Origin of the sequence: Actinomyces lilanjuaniae, from assembly GCF_003606385.1 — a bacterium.
GTDB lineage: Bacteria > Actinomycetota > Actinomycetes > Actinomycetales > Actinomycetaceae > Actinomyces > Actinomyces lilanjuaniae.
In genome coordinates, this window is record NZ_CP032514.1 from 2,973,830 (window position 1) to 2,986,906 (window position 13,077).

The 13,077-nt window shown below is 67.7% G+C and carries 10 protein-coding genes and 1 pseudogene; all 11 read right to left on the reverse strand.

The window, feature by feature from the left end; translation table 11 throughout:
- Positions 1 to 81: 81 nt before the first annotated feature.
- The 11 genes and pseudogenes from D5R93_RS12775 to D5R93_RS12825 all read right to left on the reverse strand — a co-directional run bounded on the left by D5R93_RS12775 (position 82) and on the right by D5R93_RS12825 (position 12,880).
- Positions 82 to 1,626, reverse strand: a complete 1,545-nt coding sequence (locus D5R93_RS12775) for an NCS1 family nucleobase:cation symporter-1 (RefSeq protein WP_120205602.1) — start codon at positions 1,624 to 1,626, stop codon at positions 82 to 84.
- Positions 1,627 to 1,640: 14 nt separating this feature from the next.
- The gene (gene gcl / locus D5R93_RS12780; RefSeq protein ID WP_120205605.1) at positions 1,641 to 3,440 is read right to left on the reverse strand and encodes a glyoxylate carboligase; all 1,800 of its coding nucleotides are present in this window, start codon (positions 3,438 to 3,440) and stop codon (positions 1,641 to 1,643) included.
- Between the two features lie 531 nt (positions 3,441 to 3,971).
- Positions 3,972 to 4,400 (reverse strand): annotated as a pseudogene (locus D5R93_RS15095) (sugar phosphate isomerase/epimerase); the annotation flags it as partial.
- Between the two features lie 152 nt (positions 4,401 to 4,552).
- Entirely contained in the window at positions 4,553 to 5,578 is a 1,026-nt protein-coding gene (locus tag D5R93_RS12790; RefSeq protein ID WP_243106823.1) for a transketolase family protein, read from the reverse strand.
- Positions 5,575 to 6,405, reverse strand: coding sequence for a transketolase (locus tag D5R93_RS12795; RefSeq protein ID WP_119835397.1), 831 nt, complete (start codon positions 6,403 to 6,405; stop codon positions 5,575 to 5,577). Before D5R93_RS12795 ends, D5R93_RS12790 begins: the two co-directional genes overlap by 4 nt.
- Positions 6,406 to 6,493: 88 nt before the next feature.
- A complete protein-coding gene (locus tag D5R93_RS12800) occupies positions 6,494 to 6,910 on the reverse strand; it encodes a DUF3830 family protein (RefSeq protein ID WP_119835396.1) in 417 nt (138 codons plus the stop codon).
- Positions 6,911 to 7,094: 184 nt separating this feature from the next.
- Positions 7,095 to 8,090, reverse strand: coding sequence for an aspartate/ornithine carbamoyltransferase family protein (locus D5R93_RS12805; protein ID WP_119835395.1), 996 nt, complete (start codon positions 8,088 to 8,090; stop codon positions 7,095 to 7,097).
- 151 nt (positions 8,091 to 8,241) lie between these two features.
- The gene (gene allB / locus D5R93_RS12810; protein WP_120205607.1) at positions 8,242 to 9,618 is read right to left on the reverse strand and encodes an allantoinase AllB; all 1,377 of its coding nucleotides are present in this window, start codon (positions 9,616 to 9,618) and stop codon (positions 8,242 to 8,244) included.
- 168 nt (positions 9,619 to 9,786) lie between these two features.
- Positions 9,787 to 11,289, reverse strand: coding sequence for an NCS1 family nucleobase:cation symporter-1 (locus D5R93_RS12815; protein WP_119835393.1), 1,503 nt, complete (start codon positions 11,287 to 11,289; stop codon positions 9,787 to 9,789).
- Between the two features lie 73 nt (positions 11,290 to 11,362).
- Entirely contained in the window at positions 11,363 to 12,100 is a 738-nt protein-coding gene (locus D5R93_RS12820) for an aspartate/glutamate racemase family protein (protein ID WP_120205610.1), read from the reverse strand.
- Positions 12,101 to 12,595: 495 nt separating this feature from the next.
- A complete protein-coding gene (locus D5R93_RS12825; protein ID WP_119835391.1) occupies positions 12,596 to 12,880 on the reverse strand; it encodes a hypothetical protein in 285 nt (94 codons plus the stop codon).
- Positions 12,881 to 13,077: the final 197 nt, after the last annotated feature.

The following is a 13,077-nucleotide window of genomic DNA, read 5'->3' on the forward strand; positions in this document are numbered from 1 at the left end:
GCGGCGCCGACCCGGCCGTCAGCCAGTACCACCAGGAGTACCGCAGCACCACCAGGAGTACCGTGGCTGACGGCTGGGCGCTCAGCCCACAGGCTGTGAGGCCGGGGCGGGACCGGTCTCGGCACCAGGACCAGAGTCAGTGCCGACGTCGGGACCTGGGGCCTGGCCGCGCACCGTCATGACCACCCAGTAGCACAGGGCGCCCAGGGGCGCGGCAATGAACCAGGAGAACGGGGCCAGTACCTGGCACAGGCGCAGTGGCAGCAGCGCGATGCACAACGCAGCCACCGCTGCGGGGACGAAGGCCGCCAGCGCGTTCAGGTTGACCCCGCGCTGGTAGTAGTAGCGCCCGTTCCTAGCCGGGGAGTACAGATCATGCAGGTCCACCCGGGAGCGCTTGTAGTAGAAGTAGTCGATGACCAGGATCCCGAAGAACGGCCCCAGCAGTGCCCCCAGCGACCCCAGGAAGTAGGTGATGGCCACAGGGCTTCCGTACAGGTTCCACGGGGTGACAGCGATCGAGGCGAGGACCGCGACGATCCCGCCCACGCGGAACGACAGCCTCCGCGGGCTCACGTTGGACAGGTCGAAGGCCGCCGAGACAAAGTTGGCGACAATGTTGACACCGATGGTGGCCACGATAAACCCCAGGCTCACCACGTAGAACACCAGGTCGTTGTCGATACGCGACAGCAGGTCGCCCGGGTCGTGGAACGCCTCGCCGTAGACCTTGATGGCCGCGGCCGAGCACAGCACCGAGGTCATGGCGAAGGCGGTCCAGTTCAGAGGCAGCCCCAGCACGTTGCCCAGCACCATGGAGCGGGCGCTGGGCGCGTAGCGGGCGAAGTCAGAGAAGTTCAGCATCAGGGTGGCCAGGGTTCCCACCGTCAGCCCCACGGCTACCATGACCTGGTACACCTGGTAGCCGATTCCGGGCGTGCGGCCCTCGGCGTTGGCCGTCCAGTCGAACTCCCACCCCGCCTGCCACAGCATCCAGGCACCCAGGCCGATCATGATCACCCAGATGACCGGCCCGGCCAGTCCCTGGAAGTGACGCACGGCGTCCATGCCGCGCCACACGATGACCAGCTGGACAGCGGACAGGACAAGGAAGGCCACCCACCCTGAGACACGCAGCCCCAGGACGGGGGCGTCCAGCTCCCCCACGAGGGGCAGCACCCGTATCATCAACAGCTCCAGGGAGACCGAGGCCAGGTAGGTCTGGATCCCGTACCAGGCGATCGCCACGATCCCGCGGATCACGGCCGGGAAGTTGGCACCCCACACGCCCCAGGTCACCCGGGATATCACCGGGTAGGGGGCTCCCGTCTCGTAACCCATGAGCCCGGAGACGCAGCACGCCACGAAGATGATCAGCGTGGCGAGGAGCACGCCGATGACGATGCCCAGCGGCGTCATCCCCGTCAGCGTCCCCGTCCCGATGAACAGGGCGGCGGCGAAGGTGTAGTTCGAGGCGTTGTGCGCGTCGTTCATCCACAGGGAGAACAGGGCGTAGCCGCCCCAGGTGCGCTCCTGCGCCGTCGCCGGGGCGAGGTCGTCGTTGAACAGCCGCCCGTCCGTGTCACCACGACGCAGCTCGTCGCGGTCGACCTCCACAGCTTCCATGGCTGACCCTCTCCTCAGGTCTGGGACACCGCGCCCGGCTCCGGGCCCAGGGCCACGGCCAGGGGGGCGTCAGCAGCAGGGTCGTGCGCCAGCGGCTCGAACTCGTTGACGGCGTCCAGGGAGGTCCCCATCGAGACGTTGGTGACACGCTCCAGGACCGCCTCAACCACCACCGGCACCTGGTCACGCAGCGCGGTCTGGCGCGCGCTGGACAGCGCCTGTGCCAGCTCCTCGGGCGTGTGCGCCCGCACGGCCCGGCACCCCAGCGCCTCCACCACGCCCACGTGGTCCACCCCGTAGCCCCGGGTCTGGGGGGCGTTGATATTGACGAAGGACAGCTGGACCTGGTAGTCCATGTCAAAAGCGCGTTGCGCCTGCCGGATCAGGCCCAGGTAGGCATTGTTGACTACCACGTGCACGTAGGGGATCTGGAGCTGGGCGGCCACCGCCAGCTCCTCAATGAGGAACTGGAAGTCGTAGTCCCCGGACAGCGCCACCACCGGGGTACTCGGGTCCGCTACGCTGGCGCCGATCGCCGCCGGAAGCGTCCACCCCAGTGGTGACGCCTGGCTGGCGTTGACCCAGTGCCGGGGGCGGTAGACGTGCAGCATCTGGGCCGCGGCAATCTGGGACAGGCCGATCGTGGTGACGTAGCGGGTCTCGGGCCCGAAGGCCCGGCACATCTCCTCATAGACCCGCTGGGGCTTCATGGGCACCTCGTCAAAGTGGGTCCTGCGCAGCAGGGTGCGCTTGCGCTCCTGGCACTCCTGCACCCAGGAGCCGTAGCGCTCCAGCGGGGCAGAGTAGCGCTGACGAGCCGCCTGGAGCAGGGTGCGCAGGGCGGCGCCCGCGTCGCTGACGGACCAGAAGTCGGGTGGGAAGACCCGCCCGACCTGCGTGGGCTCGATGTCCACGTGGACGAACCGGCGCTGTCCCCGGTAGGTGTCCAGGTCTCCCGTGTGACGGCTCGCCCAGCGGTTGCCGATCCCGATCACCAGGTCGGACTCCAGGAAGGTCGCGTTGGCGTAGCGCTGGGAGGTCTGGATACCTACCAGGCCCTGGGCCAGCCGGTGGTCGTCAGGGACGGCTCCCCACCCCATGAGGGTGGAGACCACCGGAACACCCAGGTACTCCGCCAGGGCAACCATGTCGTCGGCGGCCTCGGCGCTGATCACCCCTCCGCCACAGATAAGCAGCGGGTGCCTGGAGGCGTCGAGCATGTCGAGGATCCGCTCTGCCTGGTAGGCGGACATGGCGGGACGCTCCACCGGAAGCGGCTGGTAGGCGTCGATGTCGAACTCGATCACGGTGACCTGAACGTCAAGGGGCAGGTCGACAAGGACGGGACCCGGACGGCCAGAGCGCATGAGCTGGAAAGCCTTGGCCATGGTCCCGGGAACCTGGGCGGCCTCCAGGACGGTGACCGCCATCTTGGTGACCGGCGCGGCAACCGCAGCAATGTCGACAGCCTGGAACTCCTCCTTGTGCAGCATGGGGACGGCAGCCTGGCCGGTCAGGCACAGGATGGGCACGGAGTCCGCCGACGCGGAGTACATCCCGGTGACCATGTCGGTCCCCCCGGGACCGGAGGTGCCGATGCACACCCCGATACGACCTCCCCCCACACGGGAGAACCCCTCGGCCATGTGGGAGGCGGCCTCCACGTGGCGGGCCAGGACGTGGCGGATGCCCCCGTGCGCCCTCATGGCCGAGTACAGCGGGTTGATGGCAGCGCCTGGAACCCCGAAGGCCTGGGTGGCCCCCTCCTTGGCCAGGATGAGGGCGATGGCGTCCACTGCTCGCATTCGTGTCATGTCTTGCGCTCCTTCCTGTTCACGGCACTGCTCACAGCGTGCGCCAGGCCTCGCGCAGCACCCGCTTGGCGTCAGCGACCACGGCGCGCGAGCGCTGCGCGCCCAGGGGCTGGACCTCGAAGGCGACGACAGCGCGCTCAGGGGCGTCCTCACGCAGGTAGCCGATGTCCAGCAGGCAGCGCAGGAACTCCCGCACCTCGGGGACACCACTCTCACCCTTGGGGTGGCCGAAGTAGGGGTGCAGGTCCCCGTAGGCGGGGTCGTCCAGGTCGCGGATGACGCAGGTGCCGATGTGGGCGTGGTTGATGAAGTCCCGAGTGGCGGACAGGGCCTGGCGCGGTGTCTCCCCCTGCATCGGCAGGTGGGAGAGGTCCACCATGAGGCCGAAGTCCGGACAGCCTTGCGCACCTCGTAGGCGACCTCGCAGGCCAGCCGGTTGGTGCCCACCAGGGCGCACTTGTCCGTGGAGTCGTCAAAGGTCTCCAGGGACAGTACCAGCCCCCCGTCTCCCTGGGACCTGGCGTAGCGGCCGACCTGGACGACGGAGTCGACCAGTAGCGCCAGGGCCTCGTCGCGGCGCTGCGCCGGCCTGGGTCCGGAGAGGAACCCGATCTTGCGCGCCCCCACCTCGTAGGCCTGGTCCACGGCTGCCTTCATGGCCGCCACGGCCTGGGCGCGCTGGTCCTCGTCAAAGGAGTTGAGGTCGTACCCGCCCTTGAGGAGCCAGGGCTGGGCACCGAACCCGACGTCCACGCCGGAGGTGCGCAGCAGACCCGTGACGGCGTCGCGCTCCTTCTGGTCATTGATGCGGGTGATCTCGATCTCCTCAAAGAAGTCGTCCTCGACGACCTCGGCGACGGAGGCGGCTACGGGCTGGTCCCCGCCCGCGGCAAAGGGGTAGGCCATGAAGTGGACGATCCCGACCTTCATGTAGTCGTGCAGCGACTCCTTCACGATCATGCACCTCTTTTCCGTGTCTCTTTCCCTGTTTTCTCTTCTGTCTTCCTGTCTGGCCTGCTGCCTGACCGCGCTGCGCGCAGGAAGCAGGCTGTGGCGGCACCCCGTCGTGCCCGGGACCTGGGACGCCTGGTCTCGACCGGGCGTGCCAGGTCCTAGCCGCTGCGACGCCCCACCGCCCTGAGCGCCGCCTGGGCAATGTCCCGAGCCCGCAGGCCGAAGTAGTCAAAGAGCTCGTCCATGGTCCCGGACAGGCCGAAGACGTCACGGGTACCGACCCTCTCCATGGGGACTGGACGGTTCTCCACCACCAGCTCGGCAACGGCAGAGCCCAGGCCACCGATCACGGAGTGCTCCTCCGCTGTGACCACGCACCCGGTCCGCTCCACAGAGTCGAGCAGGGTCTGGGCGTCCAGGGGCTTGACGGTGTGGACGTGGAGGACCTCGGCCTCGACCCCCTGGGCGTGGAGCCGACGGGCGGCTCCCAGCACCTCGCTGAGCATGCAGCCTGTCGAGACCAGGGTGACGTCGCAGCCCTCGCGCAGGCGCAGAGCCCTGCCGATGTCAAAGGGGGTGTCCTCCCGGGTGACCACGTCCACCGCCAGCTTGGCGACCCGCAGGTAGACAGGCCCGTCCAGCTCGTAGGCTGCAGCCACGGCCTTGCGCGTCTCGACCGCGTCGCACGGACAGACCACCGTCATCTCCGGCAGGGAGCGCATGAGGCTGACATCCTCCAGGGGCAGGTGGGTCGCGCCCTCCTGCGCCGCACTAGTGCCCGCGTTGTGCCCCACGATCTTGACGTTGCGCCCGGAGTAGGCCACGCTCACGCGGATCTGGTCGAAGCCGCGGCCGGTGAGGAAGTTGGCGTAGGCGTTGGCGAAGGGCACCTTGCCCAGCAGCGAGAGCCCGGCAGCGGTTCCCACGATGTCGCACTCGGCGATTCCGATGTTGAGGAAGCGGTCGGGAAAGGCCTCCTGGAACCTGCTGGTGTAGCTGGCCTTGGAGCAGTCGCCGTCCAGGACGAACACCTCCTCGTGGCGACTACCGACATCCAGCAGACCCTGCGCGTACCCGTCTCGGGGCTCTCTGCGGGGCGCACGCTCCTGCGGCTCCTCCTGCTGCCCGCCCGGGGGACCCTGGGCACTGTCCTGGGGCTCCATCTGCGTTCCTGCGGGTGTCATACCGGTTCCTCCAGCTCCTCCAGAGCCTGGCGCAGCTCCTCGTCACTGGGTGCCTTCCCGTGAAAGGCCGAGGTGTTCTCCATGAAGGAGACTCCCTTCCCCTTGACTGTGCGGGCAATGATGATGGTGGGCACCCCCCGTGCCTGGGCGGCCGTCTCCAGCGCGGTGTCCACCGCACGCAGGTCGTGGCCGTCCACCTCAATGACGTTCCAGCCGAAGGCCCTCCACTTCGCGCAGACGTCGCCGACGGACTTGACCCCCTCGACGGCCCCGTCCAGCTGGATCCCGTTGGCGTCCAGGACGGCGCACACGGTGTCCAGGTGGTGCGCCGCCGCCGTCATGGCGGCCTCCCAGACCTGCCCCTCCTGAATCTCCCCGTCGCCGAGCATGACGTAGTAGCGCGCCGTGACGCCGTCGTGACGGGCGGCCAGGGCGGCACCGTTGGCCACCGAGAGCCCCTGGCCCAGGGACCCCGAGGAGGAGTCGACCCAGGGCAGGTGGGTGTTGGAGGGGTGGCCCTGGAGCCTGGTAGGCATGGCCCGGAAGGTCATGAGCTCCTCGTGGGCAATGAGGCCCCTGGCGGCCATGACCGCGTAGTAGGCGGGTGTGCAGTGCCCCTTGGACAGGAAGAACATGTCCCGCTCGCGCCACAACGGCTCCTCGGGGCGGATCCGCATGTGCCGCAGGTAGAGCACCACCAGCACGTCGATGGCTGACAGCGACCCTCCCGGGTGCCCGCTGCCGGCCTTGTGCGTCATAAGGACGATGTCACGTCGGCACTGGCGTGCCACCCGGAGCATCTCCTCCAGCTCCTGGTCGTTGAGCATACTTCTCTCCTTTTGGTCCGACGCTGCGTGCACCAGGTCCTGTCCTCCGAGCCCCGCGACGGGCCCAAGGCCTCGTTGCCGCTCCTGCTCACACCTCCCGTAACGAGATGTCCTGGGCTCCCTCCCAGAGGAGCCTCTCACCCAGGGCCGGCAGGTGCTGCCCACCCTCGACGACGGTGGCGAAGTGGTTCCCAGCCAGCTGTCCTGCCTTGGAGGCGAAGCTGACGTAGCCGTAGGCGATGAGCAGCTCGGTCTCGGAGACGCCACCGGGGTAGATGACGATCTCGCCCGGGTGCGGGTAGCAGGTCCCGTTCTCGGCCTCCAGCCCCAGGTCCAGGTCCCCGAAGGGAATCCACCCTGCCTGCCCGGACCAGCGCACGTGGATGATCTGGGACTCCAGCGGCAGAAGCCTGTCCCGCAGCGCCGCCACGGTCCGGGGAGCAGCCTCCTCCTCGTAACGTGCACGCAGGCTGAAGCCGCCGACGGTGATCTCAAGCCCTGTCATGATGACTGCCTTTCTCGTAGTTGGTGGTGCTCCCGGCCACTGCTCCTGACCGGCCTTCTCGGTGGTTGGTCCTGCTGCTCCTGGCGCTCACGGCAGCCCCCGGCCCCGTAACGACAGGTCACGCTGGCAGGAGGCTCCCGCGTTCGCGGCCACGCATCCGGTCCCTCACCGAGCAGGCCCACGCTCACAGCCCCAGGATCGCGGTCAACAGGGCCATCCGAATCGACACGGACTGGAGGATGGCCCGGAAGTAGAGCTGGTGGGGGCTGTCGTCGATACGCAGGTCCATCTCCCCCGCCCGACGGGGGAGAGTGTGGGTGACGTAGATCTGGTGACCCTTCTCCGCCTCCTCAGCCAATGTCTCGTAGCGCACGAGGTAGCGGTCCATCAGCGTCTTGAACTCCTCCGCCTTGGCTCCCGCCGGAGCGGAGCACCCGGGCAGGTAGATGAGGTCCTGGGTGCGGACGAAGTCGTTGAAGCGGTCCTGGTCAAAGTCAGTCTCCTCGCGCAGTCCACCGTGGAGGGTGGAGCGGATGAGGCTGGTGACCTCCTCAGGGGCGCGGCGGTCGGAGTCCGAGCAGATCGTCACCTCCGCCCCCAGGCGTGCCAGGCCGTAGGCCATGGAGTGCCCGGTGCGGGCCTCCACCATGTCAGGGGAGACCACCGCGACGCGAAGGCCCTCGACCCGCCCGAAGCGACGCCACATGGTGTAGAGGTCCAGGAGCGCCTGAGTGGGGTGCTCCCAGTGGCCCCAGCCGCCGTTGATCACGGGACAGGTCGCGGCCTGCGCCCCTCTCCTGGCCTCGTCCTCGTCGTGGTGGCGCAGCACCACCAGGTTGGCGTACTGGGATATACAGCGCATGGTGTCCTCAATGGACTCCTCCTTGGCCACCGAGGAGGTGACACCGGGGTTCGCCTCGACGATCGTGTGGCCGCCCAGGCGCTGCATGGCGGTCTGAAAGCTCATCCGGGTCCGGGTCGAGGGCTGGAAGAACAGCAGGGCGAGCACCTTGTCCGGCAGCAGGTCGATCCTGGAGCGGTTGAACAGCTCCAGGACCCGTCCCAGCTCGAAGAGGTTGTAGAGCTGGTCGTCAGCCATGTCGTTGATGGAGACAAAGCTCTTGCCAACATGGTCGACGGCGCTGACGAGCTCCTCGATCGAGCGCATGTACTGGGGCATTGTGTCCTCCTTGTCTGGCCCTTGTCGGGTCCTTGTCTAGCCCTTGTCTGGTCCCTATCGGGTTCCTGTCGAGGTAGTGGCTGTGTCCGTGGGCTGTCACGAGTTGGAACTACCTGCCGCCCACATCGCTCGGCCATCGGCGCGGTAGGGCTCAGCAGCGCCTGATCACGCGACCGCCCATGGACTCGCGGTCCACCAGGCGGCCACGAAGGAAGGTGCGGTGCACCACCCCGCGCAGCCTCCGCCCGTGGTAAGGGGTGAGCTTGTTCCTGTGCTCCAGCCGCTGGGCATCGACGACGAAGGTCTCCCGGGGGTCCATCACCACCAGGTCGGCGTCGCAGCCTGCAGCGATGGCACCCTTGCCCGGGATGCTGAAGGCCTGGCAGGGAGCAGTAGCCATCCAGCGGGCAAGGTCCTGCGGGCCCACGCCGTGCTCCTCACCAGCCGTCAGCACGGCCGCGGGCCCCACCTGCACGGAGGAGACACCGCCCCACGCCGTGGCAAAATCTCCGGTCTGCCGGTTCTTGAGGTCCTCGGTGCAGGGAGAGTGGTCTGAGGCGACGTGGTCGATAGTGCCGTCGAGCAGCCCCTCCCACAGCGCCTGCCGGTTGGTCTCCTCCCGCAGCGGCGGGGCGCACTTGTACTCAGTGGCACCGTCAGGCACCGTGTGCGCCGCAAAGGTCAGGTAGTGGGGGCAGGTCTCCGCGGTGACCGGGACGCCGTCGTCCTTGGCCCGGCGGATCGCAGGCAGCGCCCGGGCAGAGGACAGGTGGAGGATATGCACCCGCGCCCCCGTGGCACGGGCTGCCTGGAGGACCCGGTCGATAGCCTGAACCTCCGCCTGGGACGGTCGCGAGGCCAGGTAGTCGGCGTACTCCCGCCCCACGTTCTGGGGTGCAGCCGCCAGCACCTGAGGGTCCTCGGCGTGGACGAGTAGGACCGCTCCCAGCTCGGCCACCTCGGCGGCCACCCGGTCCAGCTCCGTGTAGCTCAGGTGGCCGTACTCGGTGATACCGGAGAAGGAGGTGAAGCACTTGAAGCCAAAGACCCCGCGTTGCCACAGGGGCGCCAGCTGGGCGGTGCCGCCCGGGACCGCTCCTGCCCACAGGCCGACGTCCACTGAGAGCCTGCCGCGGGCGGCCGCCTCTTTGGCCTCCAGCGCCTCCACTGTCGTGGTAGGAGGAGAGGAGTTGAGCGGCATGTCGATGATCGTCGTCACACCCGCGGCCAGAGCCGCCCGGGTGGCGCTCTCGTAGCCCTCCCAGCTGGTGCGGCCCGGCTCGTTGACGTGGACGTGGGTATCCACCAGGCCGGGCATGAGGACACAGGTGCCAGGTACGCTCACCTCCGCGTCAGCACTGACAGGGGCGTCGATACCCGTCACTGCGGTGATGCTCTCCCCGTCGACGACAACGGCGGCCGGGCGGGTGCCCCCCGGCAGGACGACCTGGCGGGAGCGGACGACCAGGTCGTGGTGCGACGGCGTGGCGGACGTGCCTGGCAGGGTGGCAGGGGCGGTGGTCTCCATGGCGGGTCTCCGTGTCTGGTCTGTCTTGTCTGTGTGGCCTGTGGGTGTGGTCTGGTGTGTTCTGTGATCCCGGATACCCACCAGTGCCGCCCGGTACTGTCCGGGGCCGCCGGTGCCTCGCGGCTGGTGACGGGCGTCAGCAGGTTCGGGCGGCACCTGTCCTGCGCGTCAGCGGGAGACAGAGTCCCGATCTGCCTCCAGGTCCACGGACTCCGCCTGGCGGACCGCACGCAGCACATAGGGGTCGTGTCGGGACAGGAGAAGGTGCACACTCAGCCCCAGCGCGGCGCCGATGAACCAGGAGAAGGGGCTGAGGAACCTGCAGGGGTCGGTCGGTACCACCGCCACGGCTACCGAGGGAGCGCTGGCGACGACGAAGGCCCACACCGCCCTGAGGTTCCACCCCCGGGTGAAGGAGTGGAGGCCGTCAGCGCGGAACAGCTCGGAGACCTGAACCTTCTCCCGGCGCAGGATGTAGTAGTCGGCGATGATGATGCCGAACAGCGGCCCCAGGACGGCACCCAGGGCAGCCAGGAACACGTTGATGATGACCGGGTTGCTGTAAAGGTTCCACGGGGTGATCACCAGGGCGATGCAGGCCGAGATGACACCTCCCCGGACAAAGGTGATCCTCTCTGGCCAGGCATTGGCCAGGTCGTAGGCAGGGGAGACGAAGTTCGCCACCACGTTGATCCCTAGCGTCGCCACCGTGAAGGTCACCGCACCCAGGATGATGGCTACCGGGTGCTCGATCCGCGCGACGAGCTCGATGGGGTCAAAGATGTAGTCCCCGTAGATCCTCAGAGAGCCCGCGGTGACCAGTACAGAGACCACGGAGAAGGCGATGAAGTTGACGGGCAGGCCCCACAGGTTCGCCATCCACACGGCCCGGCGTGTCGGAGAGAACCGGGAGAAGTCGCAGAAGTTCAGCAGGAGGGTGGAGAAGTAGGACACCGTCAGGGCCACAGCGGCTCCCACGGCGTGAGCAGTTCCCCAGCGGGCTGGGGACGTGGCAAGGTTGAGCGAGATGTGCCAGTCCGCACGCATAAGGATGTAGACGGTCAGGACGAGCATGACGACCCACACCGCAGGACCGGCCCAGTCCTGGAACCGGCGGATGGTATCCATGCCGTTGCGCAGCAGCAGCAGCTGGAGTGCCCACATGAAAAGGAAGGCGGCCCAGCCCAGGAGGCTCTCACCCAGGAACCTGGCCTGCCCGACCTCGGTGATACCGGGCCATATGCCCCCGACCAGCACGATGACGGCCCTAGAGGCCAGCCAGGTCTGGATGCCGTACCAGCAGATCGCCACGAATCCTCGCAGCAGTGCGGGCAGGTTGGAGCCCAGCGTGCCGAAGGTGATCCGCGCCAGGACGGGATAGCACAGGCCCGTCCTCTGCCCAGCAAATCCCACGAGGTTCATGAGGAGGAAGACCACGATGATGCCTACGGTCAGCGAGGCGAACACGGAGACGGCACCGATGCCCAGGGCGAAGAGACCAGCGGCAAAGGTGTAGCCACCGATGGAGTGAATGTCTGACATCCACATGGCGAAGAGGGAGAAGAATCCCCAGTCCCGGCTCCTGGCCGGCGCCAGGTCGTCATTGATCAGGCGGGGATCGACCGACGCGGTCGACTCGGTCGGGTGCCCGACTAGTGTGTCGTGTTCCACCGCAGCGTCCTTTCAGTCTTGTGAGCTCCACTCCACCCGCTTCAGGCGCCGTTGCCCGACCGGGTGCGCGCGGTCAGGTGACCTCCACGACCTCAGCGGACAGGGGCCAGCCACTGAGCCGCTTGGGACGAGGCTCGGCATAGGTGCGGACCTTGGAGGTACGCAGCCCCAGGTCCACCAGGAGCTCCGCGGTCTTGACCGCAGCAGCCACCCCCTCGACCACCGGGACTCCCAGCTCCTCGGCGAGCACGGCATCCAGTCCCGCCATACCGCCACAGCCCAGGACGACGACCTCGGCGAGGTCCTGCTCCACAGCCAGGCGGGCCTGGTGGGCAATTGCCTCCCGCGCCCGGGTGGTGTCCTCGAGCTCCAGCACGCCAAGACCGGTCGCCCGCACGGAGGTGCAGTGGCTCAGCAGGCCGAAGCACAGGAGGCGGTCCTCAATGTGGGGGACGGTGCGGTCCAGGGTGGTGACCACCGAGAAGCGGCGGCCCAGCAGCATCGCTGTGTGCACGGCCGCCTCAGTGATGTCAACAACCGGCACCTCCAAGAGCTCCATGAGGCCCTCCTTGCCGTGGTCACCGAAGCCGGCCAGGATCACAGCGTCAGCACCGCCCTGGTAGGTGACCACCGCGTCCATGACGGCAGCGGCAGCAAGATAGGACTCAAAGCCCCCCTCTACGGAGTCCGCGCCAACGACGGGGGTCAGGCCCACGACGTTCGTGCCGCTGCGGGCCACTGCGGCGGCAGCCTGGCAGATGCTGTCGGTCATGGAGGAGGTGGTGTTGACGTTGACGGCGAGGATCTTCATTGTTCCGCGCTCTCAGGAGGTTCGACGGTTTGCGTATCGGCACCTGGGCTCTCAGGTTCCGGGCTGCTGGGGTCCTGGACAGCCCGGGGCTTGCAGCGGGATGACGCCGTAGCACACCCACACTGCGGATCCACGGCGAGCAACTCACCCGCACTGGATACCTAAGAACTCAGTGCTCTGAGGTCTTGTACATCCATTACACCACCGACCGCGAACCTTGGCAACCCCGGCCCTGACCCGCTCCGGCCCCAACCACGACCTCAGGGACCGACCACTGCCCCCACCTCCGGCCCGACCTGTCAAGAACCGTAGGCGCCCCCTTACCTGGCAGCCGCCCCTGAGAGGGTTCTCCTGGCCGTCTCTCCAGCGTCGGTCCTGGCGGTGGCCAGAAACGTCAAGGAGGACGGCCACCGACGCAGCCGTCCTCCTCGCTCTCTTCCGCAAGACCCTCCCCCTGCGGCGCGCCTATTCACAGATGCGCAAATATGGCGACTATCACATTCCGGAGCGGTGAAGTAGTCGAAAGGCAGTCGCCACACAGATCACGACAGACACAAAGGCGCAGGCAAGCACCGTAGGCAGGGATCCTGCGGCCGCAGCAAAGATGATGAACATCCCCAGCACCGCCAGCAGCGCCAGCACCACAGTCACCGTGGTTACCACGGCCTCCACGTCAGCCGTGCTGACTGCGGCGCCCTCCGTCTGGCTGGCCTCCCGGGGCTGCGGGATCCCCACCGCCTCGACGGCGGAAGGACTGATAGATGCGGTTGTTGCTGACATGGCTCCTGCTCTCTGGCATGGGCGGGAGCGCGTGAGAGCCGTGCTCCCGCACAGCCTTGTACGTCTCGACAATCCAAGCGAGCATAAACCACCTCAGAGCACTGAGCATTGTCAGATGCCTCTCACCGCTCAGGTCCTAGGGCTCCTCACAACCTGACCTGGGATCGGCGCGGCCCCTCCCTGGCTGCCCATAGGTC

What these genes read in the sequence shown, in the direction of transcription:
- D5R93_RS12805 (WP_119835395.1), bottom strand. Translation starts at nt 8,090, where the DNA reads ATGCCCCAGTACATGCGCTCGATCGAGGAGCTCGTCAGCGCCGTCGAC.
- D5R93_RS12825 (WP_119835391.1), bottom strand. Translation starts at nt 12,880, where the DNA reads ATGTCAGCAACAACCGCATCTATCAGTCCTTCCGCCGTCGAGGCGGTG.
- D5R93_RS12775 (WP_120205602.1), bottom strand. Translation starts at nt 1,626, where the DNA reads ATGGAAGCTGTGGAGGTCGACCGCGACGAGCTGCGTCGTGGTGACACG.
- gcl (WP_120205605.1), bottom strand. Translation starts at nt 3,440, where the DNA reads ATGACACGAATGCGAGCAGTGGACGCCATCGCCCTCATCCTGGCCAAG.
- D5R93_RS12800 (WP_119835396.1), bottom strand. Translation starts at nt 6,910, where the DNA reads ATGACAGGGCTTGAGATCACCGTCGGCGGCTTCAGCCTGCGTGCACGT.
- D5R93_RS12795 (WP_119835397.1), bottom strand. Translation starts at nt 6,405, where the DNA reads ATGCTCAACGACCAGGAGCTGGAGGAGATGCTCCGGGTGGCACGCCAG.
- allB (WP_120205607.1), bottom strand. Translation starts at nt 9,618, where the DNA reads ATGGAGACCACCGCCCCTGCCACCCTGCCAGGCACGTCCGCCACGCCG.
- D5R93_RS12820 (WP_120205610.1), bottom strand. Translation starts at nt 12,100, where the DNA reads ATGAAGATCCTCGCCGTCAACGTCAACACCACCTCCTCCATGACCGAC.
- D5R93_RS12790 (WP_243106823.1), bottom strand. Translation starts at nt 5,578, where the DNA reads ATGACACCCGCAGGAACGCAGATGGAGCCCCAGGACAGTGCCCAGGGT.